This is a genomic window from Hymenobacter coccineus (assembly GCF_001816125.1).
Classification (GTDB): domain Bacteria; phylum Bacteroidota; class Bacteroidia; order Cytophagales; family Hymenobacteraceae; genus Hymenobacter; species Hymenobacter coccineus.
This window is the reverse complement of record NZ_MDZA01000014.1, coordinates 1-17,139: the sequence shown is the minus strand read 5'-3', so window position 1 is coordinate 17,139 and position 17,139 is coordinate 1. Positions and strand designations below refer to the sequence as shown.

Here is a 17,139-nt window from a genome sequence, read left to right as displayed (position 1 = left end):
GCCGCGAGGCCGCCGACCGCGGCGCCGGCGAGCTGCTGCTCACCGTCCATGAGCCACGACGGCACCCGCGACGGCTACGCTTGGGCTCACCCGGGCCGTGGCGGCCGCCGTGGGTGTGCCGGTCATTGCTTCGGGCGGGGCCGGGGCGGCCCCGCACTTCCGCGACGTGCTGGCCCCCGGCGGGGCCGATGCGGCCCTGGCGGCCAGCGTGTTCCACTTCGGCGACTTGTCGGTGGCCCGCCTCAAAACCTATTTGCTGGGCGAAGGCGTGGCCATGCGCCCGGTCGGGTAGGGGCCCGGCCGCTGGGCCTCCGGCGTTTCAAGTAGCGCCGCGGGGCGAACTTTGCTGCTTTCTGGCGCTGCTGGGGTCCCCGTCACAACGGCGGCGGGGGCCCCAGCAGCACCCTTCCTTATTATTACCGTTTGTACCATGGCCACTGGATCTGCTTCCGATACCCTTGTTTCGCTCGACGCGCTGCGCTTCGACGCCGCCACCGGCCTGGCGCCCGCCGTCGTGCAGGACGCCGACACCGGGCAAGTGCTCATGCTGGGCTACGTCAACGCCGAGGCCTGGGCCCAAACCCAGCGCGAGCAGCGCGTCACGTTCTTTTCCCGCTCCAAAAACCGGTTGTGGACCAAGGGCGAGAGCAGCGGCAACTTCCTGGAAGTGGTGAGCCTGCACATCGACTGCGACGCCGACACCGTGCTGGTGCGCGCCCGGCCGCAGGGCCCCACCTGCCACCGGGGCTTCACCAGCTGCTTCGAGCAGCCGGGTCTGGAGGCCGTGGCCCCCGTGGCCCCGGTGGGATTCTTGGCCGGTTTGGAGCGCTTGGTTGTGGACCGCCAGGCCAACCCCGGGGCCGCCCCGGGCTCGTACACCGTGTCGCTGTTCAACAAGGGCTTGCCCAAAATTGCCCAGAAAGTAGGGGAGGAGGCCGTTGAAACGGTTATCGACGCGGTGGCCGGGCACCGCGACACGCTGCCCGGCGAAGTGGCCGACCTGCTGTTCCACCTGCTGGTGCTGTTGGTGGCCACCGGCGTGCCCCTGGCGGAGGTGCTGGCCACGTTGCAAGCCCGGCACCTGGGGCCCCGGCGAGGCGAAGCGTAGCGGCCGCGCTTTTAATAGATAAAAAAGGCCCGGCCGCAGGAATGCAGCCGGGCTTTTTTTGGTCGCTGGGGCACCAGTTTTCGCTTATTCTCTATTTAACATAATTATAAAATAATGAAATTAAGCCTTTAATTGGCGGCGTATCTTCTCCAAAAATCCTTGGACCAGTAGTAAATCGTCCTCGTGGGTAATTTCCAACTGCGTATCGATGCCGGGACCCGTGAGGCGAATGGTGAACTGCGTATTCTGCGTTTTGGCTAGAACGGGGGCAGTTAACGCTAGTGGCACGGGCCGGGGGGGCGTTGCTACTGGCGGGGCAACCCGTGCAGGGCTTGCAGGGGACGGCGTAGGAACTAGGTTTGGGCGTGGTGCAGCAGTTGCTGCCGGAATTACGCGCGGCGCTTCAGTTTCGGTGCCGCCAAGGCCGAACAAGCTGGCTACGGCGTCCGGAGTATCAACGCTCGGTGCAGGAGGGGGCGTACGGACCAAGGGTAGAGGGGCCGGCGCTGGCAAGGTTTCTTCCGCTTCGATTTCATTGGGAGGGTCATTGCTGGCCGTTGCGGCGCGAAAGGAATTGGCTGTTGGCGCTGGGGAGGCCAGTTCACGGCGGGGCGGCGCCTGTGCGGCTAGCTGGTCGATGTCGGCCACGGTGTTGTGCTCGTCGAGCAAGCCCACCGCCCGGGCCCCTTCTGCGAAAGCCTTGGCCACGGCCGCCGCGTTGATTTCTTCTACGTCGAATTCACGAATGAGCATTACGTCCAGCATCTGCACGGGCAATTCCCGCTGGCGGAACTTGCGGCACAACTGGGTAAATAAGGGGGGCGTCAGGAAGGCTTCGCGGTGGAAGAGCAGTTCTTCTTTCTTGTCGTAAGCGTGCTTGATGCGGCGGAATAGGGTGGTGGTGCTTAGCAATTCCCGTTTGCTGGTGAGTAGTCCAAACTTAACGGCCGACCCCACAATGGCCTTGAATGAACCGCTCACCTTGCGGTCAAGCTTGCGCGCACAGGTTTCAAGGGCACACTTGCCGCCGGTGTCGTCCACTACTTCTGCTACTTCCCAGGCACTGGCGTACGTGGTGCGCGGATAGTCTATAAGTTTAGGCATGGTATTAGAGCTAGGTAGTATAAACCAGACAGGTATGTTATACAGGATAAAGAAAAAAAAGTTAGTAATTAAGTATAAAGTTTAAAAAAGTATTAAACAGAGATAAATTTATACTTTTTTAAACTTTTACCATACTGACCAGATTTTATCCTTAAGTAGAAGCGCAGTCCTTATTATATACTTTTTTTTCTTATCTATTCATCTTACGTACCATACCTAGTTATATACCAGTATTTTGTCTAGCACGGCACTGTAAGCAGGGCACATATTTATATTTAGAATCACAACAAGGGACACCAAAACGAAATTGTTAACTGCAGATAAGTTAATCAAGCAACCACAGCTACTCAGAAACTAAGGCAACTCAAGCAGTAAGGCTTATATCGCTAAACAAGGCAGTATAAGAGGGGCGACTAGACTAGTGCCGTTAATGGTTGCTTTCGCCCAGTCCAGTCCGCATACCACTTGTTACAAAAAATGCCGAATGCAATAAGCTAAGCTCGCTAGCCGCGAAACCGAGAGCAAGCGCAAAAGCTTCGGGCATTTTAGAAATTAGGGTTGCTCTCTTTCCGCGACACAGATTTATACCCGAAATGGACATGATTCAAGGGCAGGGCTCTGGCTTCTACTTAGTCTGGGCTTACCGCTGGATTCAAGCGACCCATAATGCGTGTTGCTCTTTTGGTAGACACGACTTTAGGTAGCTATTTAAAGCAAAATACCTCGTCACCACCACAGGCAGACAGAACCAAGCTGAACTACAGAGTTTGTCTTATAATTTATATTATGTTAAATTGTATTGGAAAAGTATACTCTCACGCTGACCTTAATCTCTCCTTCCTCTCCCTCCGAGTTAAGGCCCAAAAAAAGGGCCCAGCTGTCAAATGACGCCGGGCCCTTTTTTATGCAATTCGCCAACAAGCCTATTTCTTCAGCTTGGCACTGAGACGTTCTGAATCGGCGGTGCGGCCGAGGCGGAAGTACACTTTCTGCAAAGTTTGCATCACAGCAGTATCGTCAGGCTTAATTTGAAGTGCTTTCTCAAAATATGGCACACTTTCTTCGAAATACTTTTTACCTTGTACTTCGTATTTTTTACCTGATACCTGGTAAGTTTTCAGATCCATTTTGCTGGCCTTAGTATAAGCTTCGGCCGCCTTGTTGTAGTTATTAACTCCCAGGTTGTACTGGGCGTCAAAGTTATTCGGGTCGGCGGCAATCGCCTTCTGGTAAGCCGCCGACGCTTCCACGGGCTGCTTGTTGCGGTCGTAGACACCGCCTAACACCGCGTAAAGGTTCGAGGCGTTGGATGGGTCGGCGGCAATGGCCTTGTTAATCTTTTCGATGGCCTCGTTGCCGCGGCCCGTGGTCAGGTACACGTTCAGCTCCTCGAGCATGAAATTTTTGTTGTTGGGGTACGCAGCCAGGGCCTGCTGGAGCACCTTGGTAGCCTCGGCCTCATTTTTGTCCTGGCGGGCAATCTGGAGCAGGCGGTTGTATACCTGCACCGGGGCCGGCTTGGCCTTGTAAGCATCCATGCCGATCAACTGGTTGTAGGTAGCCTTGGCCCCCGTGTAGTCCTGCTTGGCATCCTGCGCGTACGCCGAGTACAGGACAGCGGTGGTGTCGGTCGGGTTCAGCTTCGAGGCCAATTGGTAGTTCGTAATGGCCTTGTCGTAATCCTTGGCGTTGTAAGCTTCCACGCCGGCGTTAAAGGCCTGGCCGTAGAGGTTCTGAAGCTGGGGCCCGGCCAGCTTGCCGTATTCGCCGGTGTTGGTGTCCAGCTCAATGGTTTTGTTGAACGACTCGGACGCCTTTTGCAGGCCCTCACCCGGCTGCAGCTGCTTGCTGTAAATGGGGCTGCTCATCATCTGGGCGTAGATGTCGCCGCGGGTGTACCAGGTTTTGGCCTTGCCACTGGTTTTGGGGTCGAGCACCGCCTTGTCAATATCGGTGCGGGCTTTGTCGAGCAGGCCGGTTTTCTGGTTCAGCAGCGCGTTGGTCACGGCCGAGTTCTGGGCTTGTGCCGCGTGGGGCGCGGTGGCGGCCAAAGCAGCGGCCACGGCCAGGGTCGAAAGAACTTTTTTCATGGGGAAAACAATTGCGCGCCGAGGCGCGGTGGCTCCGGGCGCGGCGCGCCCGGCGGGGTGAAAGGAAAGAAGCGGCGCCCGGTGCACCCGCCGCCCACGGAACCGGGCAATGCCTATTAAACGCAAAAAGCGCGCCGTTGGCTGCCCAAAAGTAAAGGGAGCGCGGCAAATGCCCCGCTCCCTTTACTTTTTGTGCGCAAAACCCTACCGGGGCCCTAGTCAGCGGAGTCGGTACCGAGCGCGTCCACCGTAGCATCGGGGGCCAGCGGGGCAGCCATGGGGGCCCCCACCGCATCGTCGGGGCCCTCGACGGGGAGCCCGTCCACCAACTCCGCGGTTTCGGCGTCGTCGGCCGTCACCTTGGCCACAGACGAGATGGCGTCGTTATTGCCAATTTTCAGCAGGCGCACGCCTTGAGTGGCGCGGCCAATCGTACGCAAGTCGCTCATCCGCAGGCGAATGGTGATACCCGACTTGTTAATGATCATCAAATCGTCCGTGTCGTTGACGTCCTTGATGGTCACCAACGGGCCGGTTTTGTCGGTGATGTTCATCGCCCGCACGCCCTTGCCGCCACGGTTCGTGATGCGGTACTCGTCCAAAGCGCTGCGCTTGCCGTAGCCGTTCTCGCTCACCACCAGCAGCTCCTGGGTGGGGTCGGCGATGCACACCATGCCCACCACCCGGTCGTCGGGGGCTTCGGACAGCGTAATGCCGCGCACGCCGGCCGCGGCCCGGCCCATGGCCCGCACCTTGGCTTCGTTGAAGCGCACGGTGCGGCCCGAGCGCAGGGCCAGCACCACCTCGGCGTTGGGGGCCAGCAACTGCACGTCGAGGATGCGGTCGCCTTCGTTGATGGTGATGGCGTTGATGCCCGCCGTACGGGGGCGCGAGTAGGCCTCCAGCGGGGTTTTCTTCACCGTGCCCTGCTCGGTGCAGAACATCAGGAAGGTATTCTCCAGGTAGTCCGGGTCCTTGAGGCCCCGCACGTTGAGCACCGAGCGAATCTTGTCCTCGCGCGGAATCTCAATGAGGTTCTGGATGGGCAGGCCCTTGGTAGCCTTCCCTCCTTCCGGCACCTCGTACACCTTCAGCCAGAACACCCGGCCCAGCTCCGTGAAGAAGAGCAGGTACTCGTGGGTGGTGGCCACGAACATGTGCTCCGTGAAGTCGTCCTTCTTGCTCAGGGCCCCACGGGCCCCCAGGCCACCCCGGGCCTGGGCCCGGTACTCGTCCAAATTGGTGCGCTTCACGTAGCCCTCGCGACTCACGGTGATGACCATGGCCTCGTCGGCAATCATGTCCTCGGTCGAGAAGTCGCCGCCGGCGTAGTTAATGTCCGTGCGGCGGGCGTCGCCATACCGGTCGCGTAACTCCAGCAGCTCGGTTTTGATGATGTCGCGCTGCATCTCCTCCGAGGCCAGCACGGCCTGGAAGTGGTCAATCTCGCGCATCAGGCCCTCGTACTCGGCCACGATCTTGTCACGCTCCAGGCCGGTGAGGCGCTGGAGGCGCAGGTCGAGGATGGCGCGCGCCTGCACCTCGCTCAGGGCGAAGCGGGCAATGAGCTGGGCCCGGGCCAGGTCGCCGTCGCGCGAGCTGCGGATGAGGGCAATCACCTCGTCCAAGTGGTCGAGGGCGATGAGCAAACCCTCCAGGATGTGGGCCCGCTTCTGGGCCTCGGCCAGCTCGAAGCGGGTGCGGCGCACCACCACCTCGCCGCGGTGCTCCACGAAGTAGTGGATCAGCTCGCGCAGGTTCAAGGTCATCGGGCGCCCTTTCACCAGGCACACGTTGTTCACGCCAAACGAGCTTTGCAGCTGGGTGTACTTGTAGAGGTTGTTGAGCACCACCCCCGGCACGGCGTCGCGCTTGAGGTCGTACACGATGCGCATGCCGTCGCGGTCGCTCTCGTCGCGCAGGTCGGCAATGCCCTCAATCTTCTTCTCGTTGATGAGCGCGGCCGTCTTCTCGATCATCGACGCCTTGTTCACCATGTAGGGAATCTCGGTGACGATGATTTGCTCCTTGCCGGTTTTGCTGGTTTCGAAGCGGGCCTTGGCCCGCATCACCACCCGGCCGCGGCCGGTTTCAAACGCCTGGCGCACGCCCTCGTAGCCGTAGATGGTGGCGCCGGTGGGAAAGTCGGGGGCCGTGACGTGCTCCATGAGCCCGGCCACGGTGATGTCCGGGTTTTCTAAATAGGCAATGATGCCGCTCACGACCTCCGTAAGGTTGTGGGGCGCCATGTTGGTGGCCATACCCACGGCAATGCCCGTGGTGCCATTAAGCAGCAGGTTCGGCAGCTTCGCCGGCAGCACGCTCGGCTCCTCCAGCGAGTCGTCGAAGTTGGGCTGAAAGTCCACCGTGTCCTTGTCCAGGTCGCCGAGCAGCTCGTCGGCGATGCGCTTGAGGCGGGCCTCGGTGTAGCGCATGGCGGCCGGCGAGTCGCCGTCGATGGAGCCAAAGTTGCCCTGGCCGTCCACCAGCGGGTAGCGCAGGCTCCAGTCCTGGGCCATGCGCACCATCGTGTCGTACACGCTGCTGTCGCCGTGCGGGTGGTACTTGCCCAGCACTTCGCCCACGATGCGGGCCGATTTCTTGTGCGCTTTGGTGTAGGATACGCCCAGCTCGCTCATGCCGTAGAGCACGCGCCGGTGCACGGGCTTGAGGCCGTCGCGCACGTCGGGCAGCGCCCGCGAGATGATGACCGACATCGAGTAGTCGATGTAGGCCCCGCGCATCTCGTCTTCGATGTTGATCGGAATGATTTTTTCGCCGTCTGCCATACCTGGGAAAAGAGCGGCCCGCGGGGCCCCACCAGGGCCCGCGCCGGCCGCGGGGTGAAGTGAGCGCCATCGGGGCGTCACGCCCGCGAAGGTACGCCAAAAAGCCCGCCCTGGCAAGCCAGGCGGGCCTTTTGGCAGAGCCCCGGGGGCCCCCACCCTGGGCTTACTTAAGGGGCTTGCTGTGGTTGTTAACGGGCTTGGCGCCCGAGGGGCCCGAGACCTTAATTTGCTCGCCGACGGAGGGGTTCTTCTTCTTCCAGACCATCCACGCCGGCACGCCCCGGTAGCTGGCGCCGTTGTGCAGGTGCACCTTGCGCACGTGGCACGACTCGATGGGGCAGGTGCGGCAGCCGGCCGCGGCCAAGGCCAGCAGCCCGCCCAAGGCCAGGCCCCGCAGGCGGTAGGATGCAGTAGATGCAGTAGAAATAACCATAGCGATAACAATAAGGGAAAGCGGAAACGCCGCAAAGGTAACCGCCCCGCTCCTACCCACCGGCCGGCCGGCGGGGGCCCCAGCCGGGGCAGGGCCCTACGCCTGCCCGTCCCACTCGGCCAGGAACTGCGCCACGAACGCCTCCATGTAGGCCTGGCGGCCAACGGCAAGGGCCCGGGCGGCGGGCGTGTGCAGACGCTCGCGCAGGTGCAGCAGCTTTTCGTAGAAGTGGTTGAGCGTGGGCGCGGTGCTTTGCTTGTAGCTCTCGAACGAGGCGTGGGCCACCGGCGGCACGGCGGGGTCGTGCAGCGGGCGGCCCTTGTGGCCGCCGTAGGCGAAGGCGCGGGCAATGCCCACGGCCCCAATGGCGTCGAGCCGGTCGGCGTCCTGCACCAGGGCCGCTTCCACCGACGACACCGGCGTGGGCACGCCCAGGCCCTTAAAAGACACCTCCCGGATAAGCGTTTCGACGCGGCCAATGAGGACCTCCGGGGCCCCCAGGCCGGCGAGCCAGGCGCGTGCGGCGCGGGGCCCCGCCTCGTAGTCGCCGCCGTGCGCCTTCCAGTCGGCCACGTCGTGCAGCAGGGCCCCCAGCTCGGTCAGCTCCGGATCGGCCCGGGCGAGTCGGCGGCCAAGCGGCGGGCAAGCGCCCACACCCGGTGGATGTGGGCCCAGTCGTGGCCGCTGCCCTCGTGGCGAAACTTTTCTTCAATAAACGCGGCGGTGGGAGCAATGTAGTCCAAATGGGTAATGATTAGAAAGCAAAGGAAAAGCCGCGGTGTTTTTCTAGTTAGCAGCAAGGTTTCAGCGCTAGCGCCAAAACAGAACCATTAAAAGGCCGGCGCCATTCCCAGCACCCGCAAAGGTACCGCCGCTGGGCACGCAACGAAAGGCAGACGGTATTACTCAAATGTATAAACAAGGCGATAAGCCTTGTTTATACATTTGAGTAATATTTAATCTAACTGACTAACCAGCTTAGCTGCCCCGTTAAGCACGTAAGCTTTGCGCCCCGGGCATTTGCGTCGTTTTTTTGTGGCATGCTTGCTTCTTTACTCCGCCGCCCGGCGTTGGCGCTGGCCCTGCTGGCCGGCCCCGGGGCCCTGGCCCAAACGCCGTTGGCCTCGCCGGCGGCCACCGACACCCTGCCCCAGCACAAATACGAAAACCCCGCCGGGGCCCCCACGGCTGCCAAACGCTCGTTTTTTCGGAGCAAGGGCTTCCGGGCCACCGTGGTGCCGGCGGTGCTCATCGGCTACGGGGCCAGCGTCATCAACGGCCACGGGTGGTACTCGTCGTACGACGCCAAGCGCGACATCCGCCGCAACTTCGGCTCCTACCGCAACCACGTCGACGACTACTTGCAGTACGCGCCCTACCTGGAACTGGGCGGGCTGCTGCTGGCCGGCGTCGACTCGCGCAACGACCGGGCGAACCTGGCCCTGGTGGTGCTCAAGAGCGAGGCCATCATGCTGGGGTCGGTGTTCGTGGTGAAAACGCTCACCGGCGTGCAGCGGCCCGACTCGTCGGACCGGCGCTCGTTTCCGTCGGGCCACACGGCGCAGGCGTTTCTGGCGGCCAGCCTGGTGCACGCCGAGTTCCGCGACAAAAGCCCGTGGTACGGCATTGGGGCGTATGCCCTGGCCACCGGCGTGGGCGCGTTCCGGATGATCAACAACAAGCACTGGGAATCGGACGTGGTGGCCGGGGCGGGCTTCGGCATCCTCTCGGCCCACCTGGCCTACCTCACCCACCGCAACCGCTGGGGCCGCAAAGCTACCGGCCGCGGCACCGGCGAAGTGGGCCTGCTGCCCGCCTGGAGTCCCGCCGGCGGCACCGGCTTCACCCTCACCTGGCGGGCCCGCTAGCCCCGGGGGCCCCGCTCCTGCCCTTCCCGGCTAAAACATAAGATGTTGCCCACCTACCAAAACAAGCCTTAAGTTAAAGGAAACCACAACTGAAATGCACTACCCACTCCTTCAACGGAATGGACCTGAATGCTGCCTTGGTGCAGCTGCACGATTTGCTTGGCCAAACTTAGCCCAATCCCGGAGCCGTTGGGGCGGGTGGTGAAAAAAGGAATAAAGATGCTGTCCAGCACGTCGGCGGGAATACCGGTCCCGTTGTCGTTCACCTCAATAACTACCCGTTCCTGTTCATCGGGCCAGGCCAGCAAGCTAATGCGGGGGTTGAGGGTTTGGGTGACTGCCTGCGCCGCATTGAGCACCAAATTGATGAGCACTTGCTCCAGCAGGTGGCCGTCGGCGTGCAAGGTGAGGTGCGCGGGCCGGACGCTCAGGGTGACCTCGATGCCTTGCGCAACCAGCTGCTCCGCCAGTAGCTGCCGGGTGGCCTGAAGCAGTTCCTGCACGTAAAGGGTGGTGCGCTGCGGCGAGGCCAGGGTGCTAAAGTCACGGTACACCTGGGCGAAACGCAGCAGCCCTTCGCTGCGCTGCTGGATGATGCGAATGCCGGTCCCCACGTCGTCAAGTAACTCATCCAAAGCTTCCTGCTGCCGGGTACTCTGCACATGGCGGCCCAATGAATCGGCCAGTGAAGCAATAGGGGCGACTGAGTTCATAATTTCGTGCGTCATAACCCGTAGCAGTTGCTGCCAGGCGGCGGTTTCGGTATCCGCCAGGGCCTGGCTCACGTTTTTAAAGGCCAGGAGGGTAAATGCTTCGCCTCGTAGCTTAAATTGCGTGGCTGACACGAGTAGCTGCACCGTTTGGGGCCCCACCGTCAGTTTCACCACCACGGGCTGGCCGGGTACGGCCCGGCAGATGGCCTCGTATAGAACCGGCTGCCGGGATTGCAGCGCCCGAATGTTTTTCAGGTACGGCAGGTGCAGCGTCTGCTTAAACGCCTCGTTCACCCAGCCTACGGTGCCCGCCGCGTCGTAGGACACGATGCCGGTGTCGAGCAGCGCCAGGATGGTTTGCAGGTACTGAAACTGCCCTTCCTGCTCAGCCCGCAACTCCCGAAACGTGGCGTTGACCTGGTTGAAGGCCTCGTGCAGGGGCCGCAGCGATACCGGAACGGAATGCGCCGGGTACTGCCGCGAAAAATCCCGGTACTTAAGAGCCAGCGTAAAGTCGGCCAGGGCCTGCTGGCCGCGCATTAGGTAGCGGGTCAGGTCCAGCACCACGATTACCAGCATTACCAGGGCCCCCAGGGCAAGCCCGTAAGCGTGGTGCAGCGTGGCGTACCCGCCCCCGGCCAGCGTAGCCACCAACAGTGCCAACCGCCCCAGAAGGCCCACGTCCAAGCGATTAAATATCATGTTTGTCGAGCCGACGGTAGAGGGCGGTGCGGGTGATACCCAGTTCCTTGGCCGCTTTAGTAAGGTTGCCCTGGTGGCGCTCAATGGCCTGCTGGATGGTGTTTTTTTCTACTTCCAGCAACGGTAGCGGACTCTCAGCCAAGGTCGCAACCGCCGCGGGAGCAGCCGCCGATTCAGGGTTCCGAAACGAGAAATCGGCCGGAAGCAGCACGGGTCCGGCCCCAAGGATAACGGCCCGCTCCACGGCGTGTTGCAACTCCCGCACGTTGCCGGGCCAGGGGTGCTCCCGGAGCTTGCGCAGCGCCGCGGCACTGAACTCCGGCACGGGTTGCCGGTTGCGGGCCGCGTACACCTGCGCGAAGTACTGGGCCAGCAGGTGCACGTCGTCGCCGCGCTCGCGCAGGGGCGGCAGCGTGATTTCGACCGTGTTGAGGCGGTACATCAAGTCCTGGCGAAAGGAGCCGCGGGCCACCAGGGCGTGCAACGGGGCATTGGTGGCCGACAACAGCCGGATATCCACCGGAATGGGCACGTTGCTCCCGACGGGCACCACCAGGCGGTTTTGCAGGGCCGTGAGGAGCTTGGCTTGCTGCGGCAGGCCAATGTTACCAATCTCATCCAAAAACAACGTACCCCCGGTGGCCGCCTCGAACCGGCCCACGCGGCTGGCCTGGGCATCCGTGAACGCGCCCTTGGTGTGCCCAAACAGCTCGCTTTCAAACAACCCCTCGCTGAGCGCGGCTACGTCAGCGGCCACAAAGGGCCGTGCGGCGCGGCGCGACTGCTCGTGCAGGGATTTGGCGACTAGCTCCTTGCCCGTGCCGTTCTCGCCGAGCAGCAGCACATTGGCCTCGGTCGGAGCGACCTTTTCAATAATGGCGCGTACTTCCTGCATGGCGGCTGACTCTCCGAGTAGCGCGGTAGCCGCGGCCAGCCAGACTACTTTTTTCGGGGGCCCCGTTTTTGCTGCCGGTTTTAGGTTGGAGGGCAGCGACCAGCGTTTGCAGCAGTTGTTCGTTGTGCCAGGGCTTAAGCAGGAAGTCGGTGGCCCCGGCTTTGAGGGCCCGCACCGCCGTGCGCACGTCGCCGTAGGCCGTAATGAGGATAACGGCCGCTTTAGGGTCGTGCGCAAGGATGCGGCCCAGCCAGTAGAAGCCCTCATTGCCCGTCGCCTGGCCGCTGCGGTAATTCATGTCGAGCAGCACGGCATCAAAGTGCTGCTGGCGGAGCAGCGAGAGCAGCAGTTCCGGGTTTTTCTCCGTCACGACTTCCCGCACCGCGGTTTTGAGCAGCAGCTTGAGGGCGAACAGCACGTCGGGCTCGTCGTCCACCACCAGGATGCGGGCGTGCTTAAGAATCATGAAGAAAGACTTGGTAAAGCGTAAAAGTCGGGGTTGGCGGGTACCCGTCCCAACCTAAGCAACATAAACCGTGCAGACCTCGGAAAATACTGTCTTTCAGTCGGCCAGGCCACTTGCTGCCCGTCAATAGATTCAAACTGTATCGGAACCGAACGGTCAACTGTATCAAAACCGGACGCTTGGCTGAAGCTGGCAAACAGATTTTAATATAATCTATTGATTATTAATAATTTGTAACAAAGGCACCGTTCTTGGCTCATCCGGTCAATAGCTTTCCGCTGCTATTCCCTGCGCCGAATCGAATGGATGTCCTGATACCGAAGAAAAAGTGGTCGTTTGTCACCCGCTGGTGGTGGCTGGGGGCCCTGCTGCTAGCGGGCACGGGCGCGGCTGGCCTCTACTGGCCTAGGCCGGGCCAGCGGCTGCACGTGGCGGCCAGCCGGCTAACCATCAATACCGTTACCCGAGGCAACTTTCAGGAATTCACGGCCATCGACGGGGTGGTACAGCCGCTGCGCACCGTGTACCTGGACGCGGCGGAGGCCGGCACGGTGCAGCAAGTGCTGGTGGAAGAAGGCACGACCTTAACAGCGGGCCAGCCCCTGCTGCGGCTGGCTAACCCCGACCTTCAGCTGGAAATGGTGAACCGCGAAACGGCCGTGTACGACCTGATGAATAACCTGCGTAATACTCGCAACCAGCTGCTGCAAAACCGCATCCTGCGCCAGAATCAGCTGGCCGACATCGACTTTCAGCTGGCCGAGGCCCGGCGGGTGTTCGACACCAACCAGGTGCTGTACGACCAGAAGGTGATTGCGCGCCAGGACTACTTGCAAAGCCAGAACGCCTACCGCTACCAGCGGCGCCGGCGGCAACTCACGCAACAGACCCTGCGCCAGGATTCGGTGGCTATGCAGCAGCAGCTGGGCACCATGCAGGAGTCGGTGCGGCGCATGACCAGCAACCTGGCCCTGATGCGGCGCAAGATGGACGACCTGCTGTTGCGGGCCCCGGTCGGCGGGCGGCTCAGCTCGCTGGCCGCGGAAGTGGGCGAGGCCAAAACCCGGGGCCAGCGCCTGGGGCAGATTGACGCGCTAGCGGGCGTGAAACTGCACGCCGCGGTGGACGAATTTTACATTGCCCGCATCGGAACCGGTCAGGTGGGCGAAGTGGTGGTGGAGGGCCAGGCGTATGCCTTGCGCGTGACCAAAATCTTCGCCCAAGTGGCCAAAGGTCTGCAAATTGACCTGGCCTTTACCAGCGCGTCCCCGCCGGGCCTGCGGCGGGGCCAGACCTTGCCCCTCCGGCTGGCGCTGAGTGCGAAGGCCCCGGCGGTGCTGCTGCCCATAGGCGGCTTTTACCAGCAAACCGTGGGCAACTGGGCCTTCAAGCTAGGGGCCGACGGCACCCGGGCCCAGCGGGTGGCCATCCGGCTAGGGCGGCAGAACCCCGACTACTACGAAGTGCTGGCGGGCCTGCAACCCGGCGACCGGGTCGTAACGTCCAGCTACGAAGGCTACGCCGACCAGCAGGAGCTGGTGCTGGACAACCGCCAGCCATAGGTTGCCTAGTAACTACGTAACCCTAAAAAGATAAACCTCATGATTAAGACCGAAAACCTGGAAAAGGTGTACCGCACCGAGGAGGTGCAAACCAAGGCGCTGAACCACGTCTCGCTGACGGTGGAGCAGGGGGAGTTTGTAGCCATCATGGGCCCCTCGGGCTGCGGCAAATCGACGCTGCTCAACCTGCTGGGCCTGCTCGACGAGCCCGACGGCGGCAGCCTGCAACTACTGGGCACCGAAACCAGCCGCTACTCCGAGCGCCAGCGGGCCGAGCTGCGCAAGCGCAGCCTGGGCTTTGTGTTTCAAAGCTTTAACCTAATTGACGAGCTGACGGTATTTGAAAACGTGGAGCTGCCCCTGCGCTACCTCGGCGTGGGGGCCGCCGAGCGGCGGCAGCGGGTGGAACAGGTGCTGGAGAAAATGCAGCTGCTGCACCGGCGCCACCACTTTCCGCAGCAACTCTCGGGCGGGCAGCAGCAGCGCGTGGCCGTGGCCCGCGCCGTGGTGAACGCCCCGCCGCTGCTGCTGGCCGACGAGCCCACCGGCAACCTCGACTCGGCCAGCGGCCACGACGTGCTGGGCCTGCTAACCGAGCTGAACGAGGCAGGCACCACCGTGCTCATGGTCACGCACTCCGAGCACGACGCCCGGTACGCCCGGCGCGTCATCCGCCTGCTCGACGGGCAGGTGGTGCTGGAAAACAGCCGCAGCCAATTCTAACCGATTCCTCCCCCTTCGGCCATGCTTCCCTACCCCCTGCTGCTCATTTACCGCAACTTTAAGCGGTTCAAAAGCACGTTCTTCCTCAACCTGATTGGCCTCTCGACCGGCCTGGCCTGCGCGCTGCTCATCTACTTGTGGATAAGCGACGAGCGCAGCTTCGACCGCTACCACGCCCTGGACGGCCGGCTGTATCAGGTGCTGGAAAACCGCCGCACGGCCGCCGGCATCGAGACCCAAACCGGTACCGTGCCGCTACTGGCCGAGGCCCTGCGGCGGGAAATGCCCGAGATTGACTTCGTGGCCACCACCACGCCGGTCCCGTTTTTCCCCCCGTTTACGCTGGCGGCGGGCGGCCGGCAACTCACCGCCGTCCCCAAATACGCGGACCCAGCCTTCTTCCAGCTGTTTTCCTACCCCCTGCTGGTGGGTACTCCCGCCACGGTGCTGCGGGACAAGCACGCCATTGTCCTCTCCGAAGCCCTGGCCACCAAGCTCTTTGGGTCGGCGCAGCGCAGCCTGGGCAAGGCCGTGAAATGGCAACTGGCCGCCGATAGCACGCAGACCAGCCTGGTGGCCGGGGTGTTTGCCGGGGTGCCCCGCAACTCGTCCGAGCAGTTTGACTTCGTGCTGCCGTTTGCCTCATTCAGGGACCGGATGCAGATGAGCGAGACCATCAAGTGGGACGACGGCGGCCCCTTCAATACCTACCTGGCCCTGAAGGAGGGGGCCGACCCCGCGCAGTTTCAGGCCAAGCTGGCGGGGTTACTGAAGACCAAAAGCGCGCAGGCCCAGGCCCAGGGGCGCACGCTGTTCGTGCGGCCGTTCGCGGCGGCGTACCTGCACGGTACCTACGAAAACGGCGTCGCCACCGGGGGGCGCATTGCCTACGTGCGGCTGTTCGCCTTGATTGCCGGGCTCATTCTGGTGATTGCCAGCATCAATTTCATGAACCTGTTCACCGCCAAGGCCTCGCGGCGGGTCAAGGAAGTGGGCATTCGCAAGGCCCTGGGAGCAAGCCGCGCCGCGCTGATAGTACAATACCTGACCGAGTCCGTGGTGATGGCCTTGCTGGCCCTAGTCGTGGCCGTGGGGCTGGTGCAGCTCGTGCTCCCGCAGTTCAGCGCGCTGACGGGCAAGCCGCTGGCCTTGCGGTGGGAGTGGCCGCTGGTGGGGGCCGGCCTGGCCCTGGCGCTGGGCACGGGGCTGCTGGCGGGCAGCTACCCTGCGTTCTATCTGTCGGGTTTCCAGCCCGCGGCCGTGCTGAAAGGCAAGCTGCCAACCCGGGCCGGCGACGTGTGGACGCGGCAGGGCCTGGTCGTGTTGCAATTCACGCTCTCGGTGCTGTTCATCGTGGCCGTGGTGGTCGTCAACGCGCAGCTGGCATTTGTGCAGCGCCAACCGCTGGGCTACGACAAAGCCCACGTGCTCCGCTTTGATACGGGTGGCAAGGCAGCGCGCCAGCAGGCGGCCTTTCTGAGCGAGGTGAAGAAACTGCCCGGCATCGTGCAGGCATCCAGCGTTTTGGGCGGCTTCCTGGGGGGGCGCCACGTCGCGGAGATGAGCTGGCGGGGGAAACGCCTGCCCGTAGCGACGATGCTGGTCAACTATGACCTGGTGGAAACGATGGGCATGCACCTGGTCGCCGGCCGCAGCTTTGCGCCGCAGTTCCGCGCCGACAGCGCCGCCATCCTCGTCAACCAGGCCCTGGTGGCAGGCTTGGGGATGCCGGACCCCGTGGGCCAACGGCTCAACGGCGCCCGCATCGTGGGCGTGGTCCGCGACTTCCACTACGAGTCGCTGCACGAAAAAATCAAACCCCTTCGCCTCCAACTCGACCCCACGATTAACACGGTGCTCGTGAAGCTCCAGCCCAACGCGGAGCAGGCCACGATTGCGCGGCTTCAGCAATTGTACGCCGCCTACAGCCCCGGCTTTACGCTCGACTACACGTTTCTGGATGCTGACTACCAGGCCCAGTACGTGGCCGAGCGGCGGGTGGCGGTGCTCGCCCGCTACTTTGCCGGGCTGGCCATCCTCATTTCCGCCCTGGGCCTGCTGGGGCTAGCCGCCTTCACGGCCGAGCGCCGGCGCAAAGAAATCGGCATCCGCAAGGCCTTGGGCGCAAGCGAGCTGGGCATTGTGTGGCTGTTGACCAGTAGCCTAACCTGGCTGGTGGTCGTGGCCATCGTGCTCGCACTGCCCCTCAGCTACCTGCTCATGCAGCGGTGGCTGGAAGGCTTTGCCTACCGCGTGGCGTGGCAGTGGTGGTACTTCGCCGCCGCCGGAATGGGGGCCCTGCTCATTGCCTGGCTCACGGTAAGTGTGCAGGCCTGGCGAGCCGCCCGCCGCAACCCCGTGCTGAGCCTACGGGCCGAGTGACGGGTTGGCCAATACGGTCACCGAGCTTATCAAAGCACCTGCTCCCCCTTCGTAGGCGCCGTTCAATGAAGCGGGAGAGATGCTTCGACAAACTCAGCACGACTGCGGAAAAGGAGTTTTAACCCTCAACAGCTTCTCAGGAATTTACCTACCGCCCGGCAGGCGGGGCGGCCAGCGCGGCCGCGGGCGACACCAGTACTTGGCCGCGGCCTTCGGTACGCACGGTAGCCAGCGGGTCGCGGGCGTAATAGGCCCCGGGGTTCCACCACCAGCTGGCCGGCCACCACCACCCGGGCGTAGCGCC

Annotated in this window: 15 protein-coding genes; 6 read left to right on the top strand and 9 right to left on the bottom strand. The window is 62.7% G+C overall.

Going from position 1 to position 17,139, the window contains the following annotated elements; all coding sequences use genetic code 11:
* The first annotated feature begins 97 nt into the window (after positions 1–97).
* Together BEN49_RS01260 and hisIE are read left to right on the top strand one after the other, a co-directional pair.
* Positions 98–292, top strand: a complete 195-nt coding sequence (locus BEN49_RS01260) for a HisA/HisF-related TIM barrel protein (RefSeq protein WP_070739638.1) — start codon at positions 98–100, stop codon at positions 290–292.
* 138 nt (positions 293–430) lie between these two features.
* On the top strand, positions 431–1,108 hold the full coding sequence (gene hisIE, locus BEN49_RS01255) for a bifunctional phosphoribosyl-AMP cyclohydrolase/phosphoribosyl-ATP diphosphatase HisIE (protein WP_070739635.1): 678 nt from the start codon (positions 431–433) through the stop codon (positions 1,106–1,108).
* A 120-nt stretch (positions 1,109–1,228) separates the two neighbouring features.
* Here the strand turns inward: hisIE and BEN49_RS01250 are convergent, their stop codons facing one another.
* The 6 genes from BEN49_RS01250 to BEN49_RS29115 form a co-directional block, all read right to left on the bottom strand.
* Positions 1,229–2,149 (bottom strand): hypothetical protein, encoded by a 921-nt coding sequence (locus BEN49_RS01250; protein ID WP_125916397.1) that lies wholly within the window; start codon positions 2,147–2,149, stop codon positions 1,229–1,231.
* A 986-nt stretch (positions 2,150–3,135) separates the two neighbouring features.
* Positions 3,136–4,302, bottom strand: coding sequence for a tetratricopeptide repeat protein (locus tag BEN49_RS01245; protein ID WP_070739629.1), 1,167 nt, complete (start codon positions 4,300–4,302; stop codon positions 3,136–3,138).
* Between the two features lie 215 nt (positions 4,303–4,517).
* Positions 4,518–7,091: a DNA gyrase subunit A gene (gene gyrA / locus BEN49_RS01240; RefSeq protein ID WP_070739627.1), complete on the bottom strand. Its 2,574-nt coding sequence runs from the start codon at positions 7,089–7,091 to the stop codon at positions 4,518–4,520.
* A 163-nt stretch (positions 7,092–7,254) separates the two neighbouring features.
* The gene (locus BEN49_RS01235) at positions 7,255–7,524 is read right to left on the bottom strand and encodes a hypothetical protein (RefSeq protein WP_070739624.1); all 270 of its coding nucleotides are present in this window, start codon (positions 7,522–7,524) and stop codon (positions 7,255–7,257) included.
* 96 nt (positions 7,525–7,620) lie between these two features.
* Positions 7,621–8,178 (bottom strand): HD domain-containing protein, encoded by a 558-nt coding sequence (locus tag BEN49_RS01230; RefSeq protein WP_239691764.1) that lies wholly within the window; start codon positions 8,176–8,178, stop codon positions 7,621–7,623.
* On the bottom strand, positions 8,124–8,267 hold the full coding sequence (locus BEN49_RS29115) for a hypothetical protein (protein WP_239691763.1): 144 nt from the start codon (positions 8,265–8,267) through the stop codon (positions 8,124–8,126). Before BEN49_RS29115 ends, BEN49_RS01230 begins: the two co-directional genes overlap by 55 nt.
* A 297-nt stretch (positions 8,268–8,564) precedes the next feature.
* Here BEN49_RS29115 and BEN49_RS01225 point away from each other — a divergent pair, with 297 nt between their 5' ends.
* On the top strand, positions 8,565–9,392 hold the full coding sequence (locus BEN49_RS01225) for a phosphatase PAP2 family protein (RefSeq protein ID WP_094123082.1): 828 nt from the start codon (positions 8,565–8,567) through the stop codon (positions 9,390–9,392).
* Between the two features lie 68 nt (positions 9,393–9,460).
* Here the strand turns inward: BEN49_RS01225 and BEN49_RS01220 are convergent, their stop codons facing one another.
* Genes BEN49_RS01220 through BEN49_RS30360 form a run of 3 tightly spaced genes read right to left on the bottom strand, consistent with a single transcriptional unit; the run spans position 9,461 to position 12,168 of the window.
* Positions 9,461–10,786 (bottom strand): sensor histidine kinase, encoded by a 1,326-nt coding sequence (locus BEN49_RS01220; protein ID WP_239691765.1) that lies wholly within the window; start codon positions 10,784–10,786, stop codon positions 9,461–9,463.
* Between the two features lie 10 nt (positions 10,787–10,796).
* Positions 10,797–11,702, bottom strand: coding sequence for a sigma-54 interaction domain-containing protein (locus tag BEN49_RS01215; protein WP_317040376.1), 906 nt, complete (start codon positions 11,700–11,702; stop codon positions 10,797–10,799).
* Entirely contained in the window at positions 11,677–12,168 is a 492-nt protein-coding gene (locus BEN49_RS30360; protein ID WP_317040375.1) for a response regulator, read from the bottom strand. The genes BEN49_RS01215 and BEN49_RS30360 overlap by 26 nt, the downstream gene beginning before the upstream one ends.
* 302 nt (positions 12,169–12,470) lie before the next feature.
* Between BEN49_RS30360 and BEN49_RS01210 the strand changes: the two genes are divergently transcribed.
* From BEN49_RS01210 to BEN49_RS01200, 3 genes are read left to right on the top strand one after another with little or no spacing between them, the layout of a single operon-like run.
* A complete protein-coding gene (locus tag BEN49_RS01210) occupies positions 12,471–13,730 on the top strand; it encodes an efflux RND transporter periplasmic adaptor subunit (RefSeq protein WP_070739615.1) in 1,260 nt (419 codons plus the stop codon).
* Positions 13,731–13,769: 39 nt separating this feature from the next.
* Positions 13,770–14,453 carry an ABC transporter ATP-binding protein gene (locus tag BEN49_RS01205; RefSeq protein ID WP_070739612.1) on the top strand — a complete coding sequence of 228 codons (684 nt, stop codon included), beginning with the start codon at positions 13,770–13,772 and terminating at the stop codon, positions 14,451–14,453.
* Positions 14,454–14,474: 21 nt separating this feature from the next.
* The gene (locus BEN49_RS01200; RefSeq protein WP_070739609.1) at positions 14,475–16,835 is read left to right on the top strand and encodes an FtsX-like permease family protein; all 2,361 of its coding nucleotides are present in this window, start codon (positions 14,475–14,477) and stop codon (positions 16,833–16,835) included.
* Positions 16,836–17,139: the final 304 nt, after the last annotated feature.